Raw genomic sequence first — 12,682 nt, forward strand, 5'->3', positions numbered from 1 at the left:
ATAACAGGTCATACTCGATATTATATGTGCAATTCACATATTTGACCCATTACCAGAAATGAAATATCCCGACATACCAGCAAATAAAGTCATATTGCACTTACTTCCCATTGCGGCAAGATTTTACCCTCTTGCTGGGGATGGTAGGTAAGGAGAATTTAAACAAGGAAACGACTTTATTTTGATTCGTCAATCTCAGCCCCGTCGTTAACTGTCCCTGCACTGCCTACCCTCCTATCTTAAGAAATCATTTAACTGACGCAACCACGGGTTCCAATGACGAGTATGAGGAAGATAAGCTCTAATCCTTAAGCTTCAGCACCAGTATCTTCACGATTGATTGAAGGCCTACCACTTCTTCAAGCACTAACCCGGATTGATCGAATAGGTTTTGCCATTCAGTAAGCGTTCTTTCCCTGCCTTGGGTAGCCATAAACATCTGCATATCGGAAGCAGCACTGGCAAAAGCGGCCTTTACTTCCGAAACGACCAGTTCCATCAGCGCAATCCGCGCACCGGTACCGGCAATGGCGGCAGTCAGATTGTTCAGCACCTTAATGCAATTTTGATCATTCATTCCATGCAGGACGGCGCTCAGCAAGTAGATATCCTTGTCGTTTTTTGCAGCGGGAACCGATTCGAGCAAATCTCCCGCTTGGTAGGTCAATCGGGAAAACAGGGCTGGCGGTTCCTTCCCGGACCAATAGCTTGTCGCAGCTTGAATAACCTGGTTACGATCAAACACCAAGGCCGAAAGATGCGGATACCGTTTTAATATCGCTAATGATTTACTTCCTTTCGAGCCCCCCACGTCGATGATTCGATCAAATTGTCCCCAATCGAAATCGGTGGCAAAACTATCGCCCGTCAAAGCCTCCACGCCGTCCATGGCTCTAGCGAACAGAGAATCGAATTCGGCATGAGCGTCCATGTAGGAATAAAGCTCGCTACCGTAAGAAATCTGGAACGGAACCTCTCCGCTGCGCACGCCCTGTTCCAGTTGCTCGTACCAAGGCCGACTCATTTCCATTGAGTTATGCATCAAGATCATTGCTCTGACGTTGTTTGGGTGATCTTCACTCAAGTGGGCGGATAGAGCGTTGTTCCGGAAAACCCGAGGAGACACTTCCGCGAATATCCCCATGGCTGCCAGCATACGTAGCAAACGGTGAATCGCGTCCGGTTGCGCCGAGACTTCTGCTGCAATAACTTCAACGGGTAGACATTCATCGCCCAGAACGGATGCAATGTCCAGACGCACCGCGACATGAAGCGCACGCGACTGCCAAAACGCTGAGCCGACCTGGATTAACCGAAAGGGCGCCGGCATGATTTTATTGGGAATATTCTGGAGCCAAGCGGCAAATTTCATTAACTTTGCGAAGCGGTGAACTGCGCCTGAATTTCTTTGTAACGACATTGCAAATCTCCTGTTATTCCGCTCTTGTCAGCGCCAAACCGGCTGAAAATATACGACCATTAAACTCTGCCAATTGTTCGAGGAATTCGGCGTCCATTGTTCTGCCCATCTGCTCCTCAAATATATCTTTCAGCAGCATCGGCATCATTGCCAGGCTGACAAATGCCATCCGCACGATATCAGGATCTAATGAAGCATTGGCCTGCCCGGAGGATTTCAGAGAGTCAATTTTTCGAACGCCATTTGTACGCCCGCGCTCCAATAACTGTTGGATAAAGCGCCGTCCCGGCCCTTGGTTAAGCGCCAAAACCTTTAAGATCAGCTTCGGAAATTCAGGCTGTTTAGACATCGTTTGGTAATATAACAGCAGGAAATCTTCGAACCCATTGACGGATTGCAGCATCTGTCCGTCCAACACATCAAGTAGCGGGGCCATCGTGTGGCGGATCATTTCCTCGTACAACCCCTCTTTGTTGCCAAAATAGTAACGGATCATCGAGATGTTGGCCTCGGCCTTTTCTGCAATCAGACGGGTCGTTACTTTGTGGTATTCGTCGGATAAAAAACTGTCGAGAGCCGCTTTAAGCAAGCGCTCGCGCACTGGATCGGAAGCAACCTCGGGAGCGCTAACCATCGCCTTCTCCAATATCAAAAAAAGTCAGGTTAGCAGTTGCAAGCCAGCGTCACCAGTAGTTTCGTCAATCAACTTAGGCGGTTTGATTAACCTAAAAAATTCGCTGTTCCGGAATACAGATAATTAAGTAGTTGCAGTAGAGCGGGTGTAGTTTTGCAGCCGACATTTACCGGCATAAACTCTAATTCCCAATGTTTGCCGAATTCCAGCTATTAACAAATCAATACCGACGCTAAAGCGAAGGCGACTAAAAGATTCCCTATGCAAATACTTACCTGTAAAATTCGAATATTTATCTTTGTAATGGAGCAACAGCAAAATGGGTAGAGCCTACCAAAACCGTAAAGTGTCCATGGCCAAAACGTCTGATGCCAAGGCAAAGGTCTACAGTAAATATGGTCGTGAAATATATGTGTGTGCTAAAGCGGGAGGTATCGACCCGGACGGAAACCTGGCATTACGCGGGCTGATTGATCGCGCCAAAAAAGATCAGGTTCCTACTCACGTTATTGAGAAAGCAATCGACAAGGCTAAAGGCGGCGGCGGTGAGGATTTTACCCCGGCACGCTATGAAGGCTTCGGTCCCGGCGGCTGCATGGTGATTGTCGACTGCCTGACCGACAATCCTAACCGTACTTTTGGCGATGTCCGCCAGTGTTTTACCAAAACAAAATGTAAAATCGGTACCCAGGGCACAGTCAGCCACATGTTTGACCATGCCGCCATACTGGCATTTAAAAATGATGACGAGGACGCTGTTCTTGAAGCATTGCTGACGGCCGATGTGGATGTTACCGATATCGAAAGCGATGACGGAAAAATCACCGTCTTTACGCCCCAGGCCGACTATTTTAAAACGAAGCAAGCCTTAACGGATTCGTTAGGCGCAATTGATTTTGAGGTGGATGAAATTCAATTTGTTCCTCGATCCGTCGCGCCTATCAGCGGCGATGATATAGCCATGTTTGAACGATTTTTAGATCTGTTAAACGATCTGGACGATGTACAGAATGTTTATCATGATGCCGAGTATTGAGGACGGGATTTAGCCAAATCGATTTAATCGCGCAGACATAAAAAGCCTTAGATGTTTTCTAAGGCTTTTTATTTTTTGTAAAAATCCATCAACCGAATTAAAACCGTCAAAAAATCGGCCTGCCGGGGCAGCCGTCTTAGACGAATAAAGTCTCCCAACGTTGCCGGGCGGCTAGGCGGACTTCTTCTTCGGCATCATCCAGCATTTGTTGCAACAAATCCGGCTCTGCCCGCAACGCCACCTCGTAACGCACCGTCCAGTCAATGTCCTTGCTGATCATCTTCAGGTCGTCAACGTCCATACGCTGGGCGACGATACGGCGGATGCCGACTTCCGCATCATCAGCCATCAAGCCCAGGCTGACGCTGGGGATGCGTTCCGCCACCGTGCGCCGCACCTCATTATCAGGATCTGCCACCAGGCGGAACAACCGGCCTGGCGGCAAGCGCTTGGCGACATAGACGCGTACCAGGTAATCAGTGTCCCCGGCCATCAGCTCCAATTGATGCTCCGGCAACCGGTCAGCCACTGTTATCCTGACTTCCCTATCGCTGTCGTCACGCAATTCCATTAACCACTCCTGCGGCACCCTATAAGCTAATACACGCCGTACGGCTTCGTCAGGATCGGTCAATAAAGGCCGTAAATGATCGGGCAATAAATAACGGGCGGCGATAGCGCGCCGTTCCCAGAAGCTGTCCTGCGTATAATCGGCGGCGTAGGCAGGATGAGCGCGGAAAAAGCGGTCGATTTGCCGGCCACTTTGCGCAATCACGCAGCAATCGCCGGGTTTGCAACTACCTGCCGCCAGCAGCGTGCCGCGGTATTTGCAGAGGCTGCAATCGGCCAGCGGGGTTAGATCATCTTCAATCTCGGCTTGCTGCATTCTTAGGCCGCTTTCGATAAAACAGGCAGCAACTCCGGGGTAATTTGCGCCAGCCAGGCTTTAAGCCGGTCTTCGGTTAAATACGGCTGTGTACGCTGATCCAGCACTAAACCGACAAACTGATTATCGATTATTGCATCGGAGTGTTCAAACTGATAACCCTCGGTGCTCCAAGGGCCGATAATATCGGCGTCGCAACCGTCAAATACCCGATACAGCTGGATCAACGAGCTGGCAAAGCGCGAGGCGTAACGTTCCTGATTACCCAGCCCAAACAGAGCTATCCGTTTACCGGCCAAGTCAACGCCATCAAGATGAGGGACGAATTCTTGCCAATTGCTTTCCTGACAACCGACCGCCAGCCCCGGCAAATCGCCGACGCCATAACTCGGCGTGCCGAGTATCAATGCGTCGTACTGCAACAATTCGGCCAGACTGGTACGGTTGATGTTTTTGGGCTTGTCGGCCAGTTCTTCGCCCAATAAACTAAAAATCTTTTTAGCCACCAAGCGGGTGCTGCCGGTATCAGTTCCGAAAAAAATGCCTATTTTGCTCATAAATCACCTGTGATCGAGATTGCGGGATACTGCAACACAAGCAAATTTCGCTCCAGCTTTAGGCAATATATTTTTCTTTTAATATTAATCAGATAGCTTGTTTGCGCCTAAAAACAGCAGCAGATCGGTACAAACATACCGACAATGACAGCATAAACTGGAAGATTTGCGACATAGACGCGAGCGACTCTTTCAAAATGAGTTGCTGAAATTTGAGATTTTGAATCGGCCTGACAGCGCAAGTCGGCTGGTCGGTCTGGGAGAGTTTGTGTTTGAAAGAATGCTTTATTGATCAGGATTCGATATTCATAACGCTGTTGACTTACGTTTAAGCCAACAGCAATTATCAAATTATTCAGCCCGCTCAAACAAATGATAGCCGACTTCGCCCGCACTTTTACTTTTCAACTGCCGCCAATTTCCGGGCATACCTGAAAAATCGAAATGCCGTTCGGTTTCAACATATATCTTGGCATGTTTAGCCAGCCAGCCGTTTTCCTCCAACTGCTTGCAGGTTTGAACCGCCAGATCCATTCCAAATGGCGGATCAAGAAACACGACATCAAAGGCTTGCGCCTCTCCGGCCAGAAAACGCGACACATCACTTTGCACCACTTTTATTTGACCGGCAGACAGCATCGCCGCATTGTCTTTTAAACAGCGGCAGGCCTGGATATTACTTTCTACCTGGACAACCAATTTGGCGCCACGGGAAGCGGCTTCAAAGCCCAAAGCGCCGCTGCCCGCGTATAGATCCAGACATTGCTTGCCGACAATTTCATACTGCAACCAGTTAAACAAAGTTTCCCTGACTCTTGCGGGCGTAGGCCTTAAACCCGGCGCTTCGACAAAACCCAACTGCCGACTGCGCCAGTCTCCACCGATAATCCTGAGCTTATTTTTCACTCTTCCTAGCGCTCCCGCCTACGGTGATCGTTTGCATTAACTGCGGGTCGATGCGCCGTTTAAACGCGTCTTTTATCGATGCCGTCGTTACCTTCTCGACGTTTTGCTGGAACGTATCCAGATAATCCAGCGGCATTTCATAAAAACCGATCATCGACACATAACTGGCCAGTTTTTTATTGGTATCGAAACGCATCGCAAAACCGCCGGTAATGTTTTTCTTGGCGGCGCTCAGCTCGGCTTCCGTAGGCCCTTGCGCAATAAAATCGGCCAGGGTTTTATTAACAACGTCCAGCGCTTGCCCTGTTTGATCATTGCGGGTTTGCAAGCTGATTGCAAACGGTCCTTTCCTGAACATCGGCCCCAACGAACTGCTCGCACTATAGGCTAGTCCGCGTTTTTCCCTGACTTCATCGAAAAGTTTGGATACCAATGCGCCGCCGCCCAGAATATGATTACCGACGTACAACGTAAAATAATCGGGATCTTTACGGTAGGTGCCGGGCATTCCGACCAGGACATGAGTTTGCGAGGAAGGAAATTCAATACGCTGCATGTCCGCTTTGACCGGCATAACCACTTCCGGCAACGGTTCCGGCTTTTGACCTGTCGGCAAACCGCCTACCAACTTCTCGGCGGTTTGCTCAGCCTGTTGACGGGGCAAGTCGCCGACAATCACGACCATCGCATTGGCGGCCACATAATATTTTTGATAAAAATTGCGTAGATCCGTGCTTTCCAAACCGGATACCGTGGCGATAGAGCCCGGAGTCGGATGCCCGTAGGGATGATCGCCGTATAAAGCTTTATAGAAAGCAATGCCGGCTAATTCGCCGGGCGATTCCTCCTGCTGCTTTAAACCGGATAAGGTCCGGTTTTTTTCCCGTTGAAAATCGGCTTCATTAAAACGGGGGCTAGTCAAAATGACTTGTATCGTCTCCAGCGCTTTATCGAATAACGGTTTCTCCGTTAACGTGCGCAACGAAACGGAAGCCATATCATTGGACACATTGGAACCGAATTGCGCGCCGACGCTTTCAAAGCGCTGGGCAATTTCATCAGCATTCCACTGCCCTGCCCCGGTATCGAGCAATGCGGACGTCAATGCGGACAAACCGAACTGGCTCCCGTCACGCGCACTACCGGCATCGAATGCAACCTGTATATCCACCATCGGCAGGCCTTCGGTATGCACATAATAAACCCGGCTGCCCTGCGGCGTTTTCCAGTGTTCGATTTTCACTGCGGCCTGCGCCGGGTTCCAAAAAGCCGTAAGCCAAGCTAACAACATCAGACTTAATAAATGAATACGCATTATCTAACTCCTTTTTCGATTTTAGTCTCGGTAATGTGTCCAGTGATGGGCAACGGTTCCAAATAAGCGACACTCAATTTATCTTCAATCAAATATTTACGCGCCACATCACGCACCTGCTCGGCAGTCACCTGATTGACCTTATCGACATACTCATCGACTTTTTTCCAGCCTAGGCCGACCGTCTCCAGCGTACCTAACTGCATGGCCTGATAAAAACCGGAATCGCGTTCGTAAACCGCCTTGGCTAAAACCTGGGCCTTAATGCGTTGTAATTCCTCGTTATCGACCAAATTGATTTGCAGCTTGGCAATCTCATCCTTTAACGCGCTTTCCAAATTCCAAACCGTTTTCCCTTCGGCAGGTGTCGCTTCCAGCGTAAACACTTCCGACAATCTTGAATACAAGCCGTAACTCACTCCGACAGAAACAGCTATTTGCTTACCGCGCACCAGTCCCGACTCCAACCTGGCGCTGTTGCCGCCATCCAGCACACCGGCCAGGACTTCCAGCGCATAAGCTTCCCATTCAGATTCCGCAGTTTTTAATACCGGCACTTTATAGCCCATGACCAGGTATGGCAGTTTTGCCGGTAATTTAACCGTCATCTTCCGAACGCCGAGCTGTTCGACTTCGGTTTGCGGTTTTATCGCTTTCAGATCGCCGGGCTTAAGCGGGCCAAAATATTGTTCGGCCAGCGCAAATACCGCTTTGGGCTGCACATCGCCGACCACAACCAGCGTCGCATTGTTCGGTGCATACCAACGTTGATACCAGGCCTGAAGATCTTCGACCTTATAATTTTCAATATCCGACGGCCAGCCGATCACCGGATTTTTATACGGGCTGTTGGTATAAGCCATCGCATTGAAATGTTCCTGCATTTTTGCCTGCGGGTTATCGTCGGTGCGCATCCTTCGCTCTTCGGTCACTACTTGCAGCTCTTTTTTTAGCTCATCGGGTAGTAGATGCAGGTTACGCATTCTGTCGGCCTCCAGCTCAAAACTGACCGCCAGCCTGGATGCCTCCATGGTTTGAAAATAAGCCGTGTAATCGGTACCGGTAAACGCATTTTCCTCGCCGCCGTTTTCGGCGATGATACGAGAAAATTCACCCGCGGCATGCTTGTCGGTGCCTTTAAACATCATGTGTTCAAGCATATGGGAAATTCCGGTAATACCGCCCGGCTCATAACTTGAACCCACCTTGTACCAGACTTGGGATATCGCAACCGGAGACCGGTGATCCTCCTTAACCAGCACTTTTAAACCATTTCCCAACACATGCTCCGACACTTTAGTTTCGGCATTGCTCGCAAAAACCGGTAGCCACAAAAATGCGGCGCATAGTAATCGATTGTTCATAAGTCCCTCTTAGATGAATGTTAAAATACTTTCCAGAAAAGCTCCGGGGTGCATCGCTTGCTCAGTTTGATAGTAACAGGGATAAAATAGTCCTGAATAGCTATACTTAAAAAAATAAGCCACTATCAAATATGTGCCGACTTTATACAAAAACGCTGATTCTACGGAAACGGCACAAATCTTTTCAACTTTAAATACCGATGCCTCAAACCACAACATTATATCCTCTCTAATACCGGAATGATGTTCATTCTATGACAGCTCAACAAGTCTTATACTTTCTCAATCAAACCCAAGGATAACCCATGTCAGACGTTAAAATTTATGACATAAACCCGGACATAGCGGCCAATGCGCACATTAGCGCTGAAACCTATAAAGCCCTGTATCAGCGCTCCATAGCCGAGCCCGAAACTTTCTGGGCCGAGCAGGCCGAACTGTTTCTGGACTGGAACAAACCTTGGGATAAAATCACCGATTGCGATTTCAAGACCGGCCATATCCGCTGGTTTGAAGGCGGCAAACTCAACGTCAGCGTCAATTGCGTGGATCGCCACCTTGCCACTCGCGCCGATCAAGTCGCGATTATTTGGGAAGGCGATAACCCGGCGCAGGACAAAAAAATCACTTACCGGCAATTGCACGAACAAGTCTGCAAGTTCGCCAATGTATTAAAAGCGCAAGGCGCAAAGAAAGGCGATCGCGTTTGCATCTACCTGCCAATGGTCAGCGAGGCGGCGGCAGTAATGCTGGCATGCACCCGTATCGGCGCAGTGCATTCGATCGTGTTTGGCGGTTTTTCCGCTGAAGCGCTAAAAGACCGGATTTTGGATGCCGATTGCCGGTTTTTGGTCTGCGCCGACGAAGGCCATCGCGGCGGCAAAACCGTACCCATCAAAGCCAATGTCGACGAGGCCGCAGCTTCTTGCCCCGGCCTTGAGAAAGTCATCGTGATAAAAAATACCGGCAGTCCTGTCGACTGGCATGACCAGCGCGATGTGTGGTATCACGAAGCCATGGCAAGCGCTTCGGTCGATTGCCCTGCCGAGGAAATGGATGCCGAAGATCCGTTATTTATCCTATACACCTCAGGCTCCACCGGCAAGCCCAAAGGCGTTTTGCACACGACCGGCGGTTATTTACTGTACACAGCGATGACCCACAAATATATCTTCGACTACCACGACGGCGACATTTACTGGTGCACCGCCGACATAGGCTGGATAACAGGCCACTCCTACATGATCTACGGCCCGTTATGCAATGGCGCCACCACCTTGATGTTTGAAGGCGTGCCGACTTATCCCGATGCCGGCCGCTTTTGGCAGGTCATCGACAAGCACCAGGTTAATATCTTCTACACCGCGCCGACCGCGATCCGCGCGCTGATGGCGCAAGGCGATGAATTTGTTGCCCGCAGTTCGCGCAGCAGCTTGAGGATTCTCGGCAGCGTCGGCGAACCGATCAACCCGGAAGCTTGGGAATGGTATTACCATGTGGTCGGCGACGGCCGCTGCCCTGTCGTCGATACCTGGTGGCAAACCGAAACCGGCGGCATCCTGATCACTCCGTTGCCCGGCGCAATCGCGTTAAAACCGGGTTCAGCCACTCTGCCATTTTTCGGCATCAAGCCTGAAATCATGGACAACGAAGGCCGGATCAGGGAGGGCGCAGCCGAGGGCATTTTAGTCATCAGCCGATCCTGGCCCGGACAAATGCGCACGGTGTACGGCGACCATCAGCGTTTTATCGACACCTATTTTAAAAACTATCCCGGCTATTATTTTACCGGCGACGGCGCACGCCGCGATGAAGACGGCTATTTCTGGATTACCGGACGGGTTGACGATGTGATCAATGTCTCCGGCCACCGCATGGGCACCGCAGAAATCGAAAGCGCGCTGGTATTGCACGAGCATGTCGCCGAAGCGGCAGTGGTCGGCTATCCGCATGATATTAAGGGCCAAGGCATCTACGCCTACGTGACCTTGAATGTCGGCATTGAACCTTCCGAACAACTGCGGCATGAACTGATCGAACTGGTCAGGAAAGAAATCGGCCCGATTGCGCACCCGGATATTATCCAGTGGGCGCCGGGCCTACCTAAAACCCGATCCGGTAAAATCATGCGCCGTATTTTGCGTAAAGTGGCATCCAATGAGATCAGCAGCCTGGGCGATACCTCGACACTTGCCGATCCGGCCGTGGTTGACGACATTATCGAGCATCGGGCCAATAAATAGCCGTCTAACAACCTGCGTTCTTTAAGTCTCTTGCAGAATAATAAGACTCAGATATAAAGCGCCGCCATCCGTCGCCAGTAATAACCGGTATGCGCTCTATCGTTCCAGATCAACAACTGATGATTAATACCTTTTTGCAATAATATTGAACTTAACTGTTCATTATTTTGCAAAAAGGGATCTTCTTTGCCGATGACCAGAATAATGTCCATTTCTCTTAGTTGACTTAAGCGCAACGAACATTCCAGGTTAGGCAAAAAATGGCTGGGAGTATGAAAATAAATATCTTCATTGTAAAAGCCGTCGAACAGATCGTTAAAACACTCGACAGCCAAGGTCAGATCATAACGCCCCGAAAATGCAACCAGCTTTTTAAAAAGATGGGGATAACGGAATGCAAGATTGGCCGCATGAAATGCGCCAAGACTTAAACCATGCGAAATCACACACTCATGCGGATTCTTGCTGTGCATAAAAGGCAGCACTTCGTTCAGGATATATTCTTCAAAGTCTACATGGCGCTTAATGCGTCCTGAAGGATGCGCCCATCCGCAGTAAAAACTTTCGGCATCAACACTATCGACGCAATAAAGCTGTAGATGGCCTTGCTCTATCTTGTCCTTTAAATACTTTACAATGCCTAAATTTTCGTACTCGTAAAACCGTCCCAAGCGTGAAGGGAAAACCAGTACTTTTGCCCCGGCATGACCGAACACCAGTAACTCCATATCACGTTGCAAGTGCTCGCTCCACCACTTGTGATATTCGCGATTCATTAATGTCTCCTGTGTTTATGTCAGTAAAATTATTCGCTAAGCGATGAAAAAAAAGCATCGAGCTCATGAATGAGTTCGTACTCTTGCTGTGCCTGATTGGCATAGGGGTGATGCCCGGCATCAAGGACGAACAATTGTTTTTGCCCAGGCAGCGCGTTGTATATTGCGAACTGTCCGGGCGGAGCGACACAAGGATCGAACTTTGCGCAGGCACAATGAATGGGCATGGTGATTCGCTTCGCCGCCAAGGCCGCATCGTAATAACGTAAAACCTTAAGCGTCATTTTTTTATGGGTTCGATAAAATTGCTGCACACTATCTGCACTGCCATTGCTTGGAAGCCTTAAACGCAGCGGATGATGACCGAACGACGGCACATTGAAGTGGCCTTTGCTGATACGCGATTCCCAGGCCAGCGCCATCGCGCCTATACCGCCGCCGAAACTGATGCCCAGATAGCCTAAATGCCCGGCTATATTCGGAAACAAAGACAACAGAGCGCTGACCGCCACCCAGACATCTTCAACACAGCTCCCCAGAATATACCGGTCCTTTTGGTCAATATTATGACGTACATGCCAATAAGGCTCGGAAGAAATCGACGGCTGCGCACTGAGCGCTAAACCGCGAAAGCAGGGAAACAGCAACGCCGCATCTTTAAACGGCAAATGATAATCGGGCTCATAACCTCCGCCATAGCCGTGCCCGACGATAAAACCGCGCTTAACCACGCCTGAAGTCGGCAACAATAACCAGCCTCGAGTTGGAAAATTATCGGTAGAGGCATAACTTATCTCAAATACACGCCAGCCCTGCTTGTCTTCATTGATAATTTTTAATTGCGGCTTAGGGACAACAGTTAATGCCTGTTGATAGCGCTTTTGCCAGAAGTCATCAAAATCTTTGGGCTCCTTAGGTGTTTTTACGGCTAACAATTGGTTAAGCGAGTACCCATAAGTTGGGTCAAAATTATATTTAATAGTATCCATAAAACATCGACATTAATGTCCCTGATCAAAAACGCCGCTCTTTATAACATGAGAATTTGCTCAAAAAGAAATCAATGCTATCGATAACGTTAAAATAGTTGAATAAAGCTCCGCACTCTTACAAAGGACAGCTTATAAATATGATCTTTAAAGAATATAGCCGAGTGGTGCGGCAAAAAAATTCATTCTTCCTGCCGGATTTATCCGCGCCGGTTTATTCCGACAACATTACTAACGAATTGGCTACACCCTCTTCGGATGCATACTGTTAACTGAATAAGCTGAAACAGTTCGGAATTATTTATGCGGGTATTTGGCTGTCCTGGTACTTTTGATGTCACTAATGTTGCACTCAATGGCGGCGGCGTTAAGCCGATGCAAAACGTTATATAGAACAAGACGCGCATCAGCAATTTCTGAAGAAACAACGCAAATATTACGCCATGCGACATCATCAAAGCGGTAATTTCCTGATTGAATAACGTCATTGCAAGCCTCATCCCATTATTTTTATTTTCTCGCTAAACCACTATATATTGTGTTATTCTAAATCCAA

12 protein-coding genes are annotated in these 12,682 nt (G+C 49.0%); 3 read left to right on the forward strand and 9 right to left on the reverse strand.

Translation table 11 applies throughout. The features are described from left to right. Positions 1 to 301: 301 nt before the first annotated feature. Positions 302 to 1,420: a methyltransferase gene (locus V7051_RS14320; protein ID WP_333876047.1), complete on the reverse strand. Its 1,119-nt coding sequence runs from the start codon at positions 1,418 to 1,420 to the stop codon at positions 302 to 304. A 13-nt stretch (positions 1,421 to 1,433) separates the two neighbouring features. Beyond that, positions 1,434 to 2,066 (reverse strand): TetR/AcrR family transcriptional regulator, encoded by a 633-nt coding sequence (locus tag V7051_RS14325; RefSeq protein WP_333876049.1) that lies wholly within the window; start codon positions 2,064 to 2,066, stop codon positions 1,434 to 1,436. A gap of 307 nt (positions 2,067 to 2,373) precedes the next feature. Here V7051_RS14325 and V7051_RS14330 point away from each other — a divergent pair, with 307 nt between their 5' ends. Further along, a complete protein-coding gene (locus V7051_RS14330; protein ID WP_333876051.1) occupies positions 2,374 to 3,090 on the forward strand; it encodes a YebC/PmpR family DNA-binding transcriptional regulator in 717 nt (238 codons plus the stop codon). 136 nt (positions 3,091 to 3,226) lie between these two features. Here V7051_RS14330 and V7051_RS14335 read toward each other — a convergent pair whose 3' ends face one another. The 5 genes from V7051_RS14335 to V7051_RS14355 all read right to left on the reverse strand — a co-directional run bounded on the left by V7051_RS14335 (position 3,227) and on the right by V7051_RS14355 (position 8,118). Further along, complete coding sequence (locus V7051_RS14335) at positions 3,227 to 3,976, reverse strand: 4Fe4S-binding leucine-rich repeat protein (RefSeq protein ID WP_333876053.1); 750 nt, start codon at positions 3,974 to 3,976, stop codon at positions 3,227 to 3,229. Positions 3,977 to 3,978: 2 nt separating this feature from the next. Beyond that, on the reverse strand, positions 3,979 to 4,533 hold the full coding sequence (locus V7051_RS14340; RefSeq protein WP_333876055.1) for a flavodoxin: 555 nt from the start codon (positions 4,531 to 4,533) through the stop codon (positions 3,979 to 3,981). A gap of 351 nt (positions 4,534 to 4,884) precedes the next feature. Then, positions 4,885 to 5,439 (reverse strand): 16S rRNA (guanine(966)-N(2))-methyltransferase RsmD, encoded by a 555-nt coding sequence (rsmD, locus tag V7051_RS14345; RefSeq protein ID WP_333876057.1) that lies wholly within the window; start codon positions 5,437 to 5,439, stop codon positions 4,885 to 4,887. Then, positions 5,429 to 6,754: a M16 family metallopeptidase gene (locus tag V7051_RS14350; RefSeq protein ID WP_333876058.1), complete on the reverse strand. Its 1,326-nt coding sequence runs from the start codon at positions 6,752 to 6,754 to the stop codon at positions 5,429 to 5,431. The genes rsmD and V7051_RS14350 overlap by 11 nt, the downstream gene beginning before the upstream one ends. Then, positions 6,754 to 8,118: a M16 family metallopeptidase gene (locus V7051_RS14355; protein WP_333876060.1), complete on the reverse strand. Its 1,365-nt coding sequence runs from the start codon at positions 8,116 to 8,118 to the stop codon at positions 6,754 to 6,756. The genes V7051_RS14350 and V7051_RS14355 overlap by 1 nt, the downstream gene beginning before the upstream one ends. Positions 8,119 to 8,423: 305 nt before the next feature. Here V7051_RS14355 and acs point away from each other — a divergent pair, with 305 nt between their 5' ends. Beyond that, positions 8,424 to 10,361, forward strand: a complete 1,938-nt coding sequence (acs, locus tag V7051_RS14360; protein ID WP_333876062.1) for an acetate--CoA ligase — start codon at positions 8,424 to 8,426, stop codon at positions 10,359 to 10,361. A 47-nt stretch (positions 10,362 to 10,408) separates the two neighbouring features. Here acs and V7051_RS14365 read toward each other — a convergent pair whose 3' ends face one another. After that, positions 10,409 to 11,137, reverse strand: a complete 729-nt coding sequence (locus tag V7051_RS14365) for an esterase family protein (RefSeq protein WP_333876064.1) — start codon at positions 11,135 to 11,137, stop codon at positions 10,409 to 10,411. A gap of 29 nt (positions 11,138 to 11,166) precedes the next feature. Continuing rightward, positions 11,167 to 12,126 carry an acetylxylan esterase gene (locus V7051_RS14370; protein WP_333876066.1) on the reverse strand — a complete coding sequence of 320 codons (960 nt, stop codon included), beginning with the start codon at positions 12,124 to 12,126 and terminating at the stop codon, positions 11,167 to 11,169. A 140-nt stretch (positions 12,127 to 12,266) separates the two neighbouring features. On the opposite strand from V7051_RS14370, the gene V7051_RS14375 reads away from it, so the two are divergent. Further along, the gene (locus tag V7051_RS14375) at positions 12,267 to 12,398 is read left to right on the forward strand and encodes a hypothetical protein (protein ID WP_333876068.1); all 132 of its coding nucleotides are present in this window, start codon (positions 12,267 to 12,269) and stop codon (positions 12,396 to 12,398) included. Positions 12,399 to 12,682 lie beyond the last annotated feature (284 nt).

The sequence above is a fragment of the Methylobacter sp. genome (assembly GCF_036845245.1).
In the GTDB taxonomy this organism is placed as follows: domain Bacteria; phylum Pseudomonadota; class Gammaproteobacteria; order Methylococcales; family Methylomonadaceae; genus Methylobacter_A.

Bases quoted from the DNA above. Each gene is read 5' to 3' on its own strand.
- V7051_RS14320 (WP_333876047.1), bottom strand. From the start codon at position 1,420: ATGTCGTTACAAAGAAATTCAGGCGCAGTTCACCGCTTCGCAAAGTTA.
- acs (WP_333876062.1), top strand. From the start codon at position 8,424: ATGTCAGACGTTAAAATTTATGACATAAACCCGGACATAGCGGCCAAT.
- V7051_RS14365 (WP_333876064.1), bottom strand. From the start codon at position 11,137: ATGAATCGCGAATATCACAAGTGGTGGAGCGAGCACTTGCAACGTGAT.
- V7051_RS14335 (WP_333876053.1), bottom strand. From the start codon at position 3,976: ATGCAGCAAGCCGAGATTGAAGATGATCTAACCCCGCTGGCCGATTGC.
- V7051_RS14340 (WP_333876055.1), bottom strand. From the start codon at position 4,533: ATGAGCAAAATAGGCATTTTTTTCGGAACTGATACCGGCAGCACCCGC.
- V7051_RS14370 (WP_333876066.1), bottom strand. From the start codon at position 12,126: ATGGATACTATTAAATATAATTTTGACCCAACTTATGGGTACTCGCTT.
- V7051_RS14375 (WP_333876068.1), top strand. From the start codon at position 12,267: ATGATCTTTAAAGAATATAGCCGAGTGGTGCGGCAAAAAAATTCATTC.
- V7051_RS14330 (WP_333876051.1), top strand. From the start codon at position 2,374: ATGGGTAGAGCCTACCAAAACCGTAAAGTGTCCATGGCCAAAACGTCT.
- V7051_RS14355 (WP_333876060.1), bottom strand. From the start codon at position 8,118: ATGAACAATCGATTACTATGCGCCGCATTTTTGTGGCTACCGGTTTTT.
- V7051_RS14350 (WP_333876058.1), bottom strand. From the start codon at position 6,754: ATGCGTATTCATTTATTAAGTCTGATGTTGTTAGCTTGGCTTACGGCT.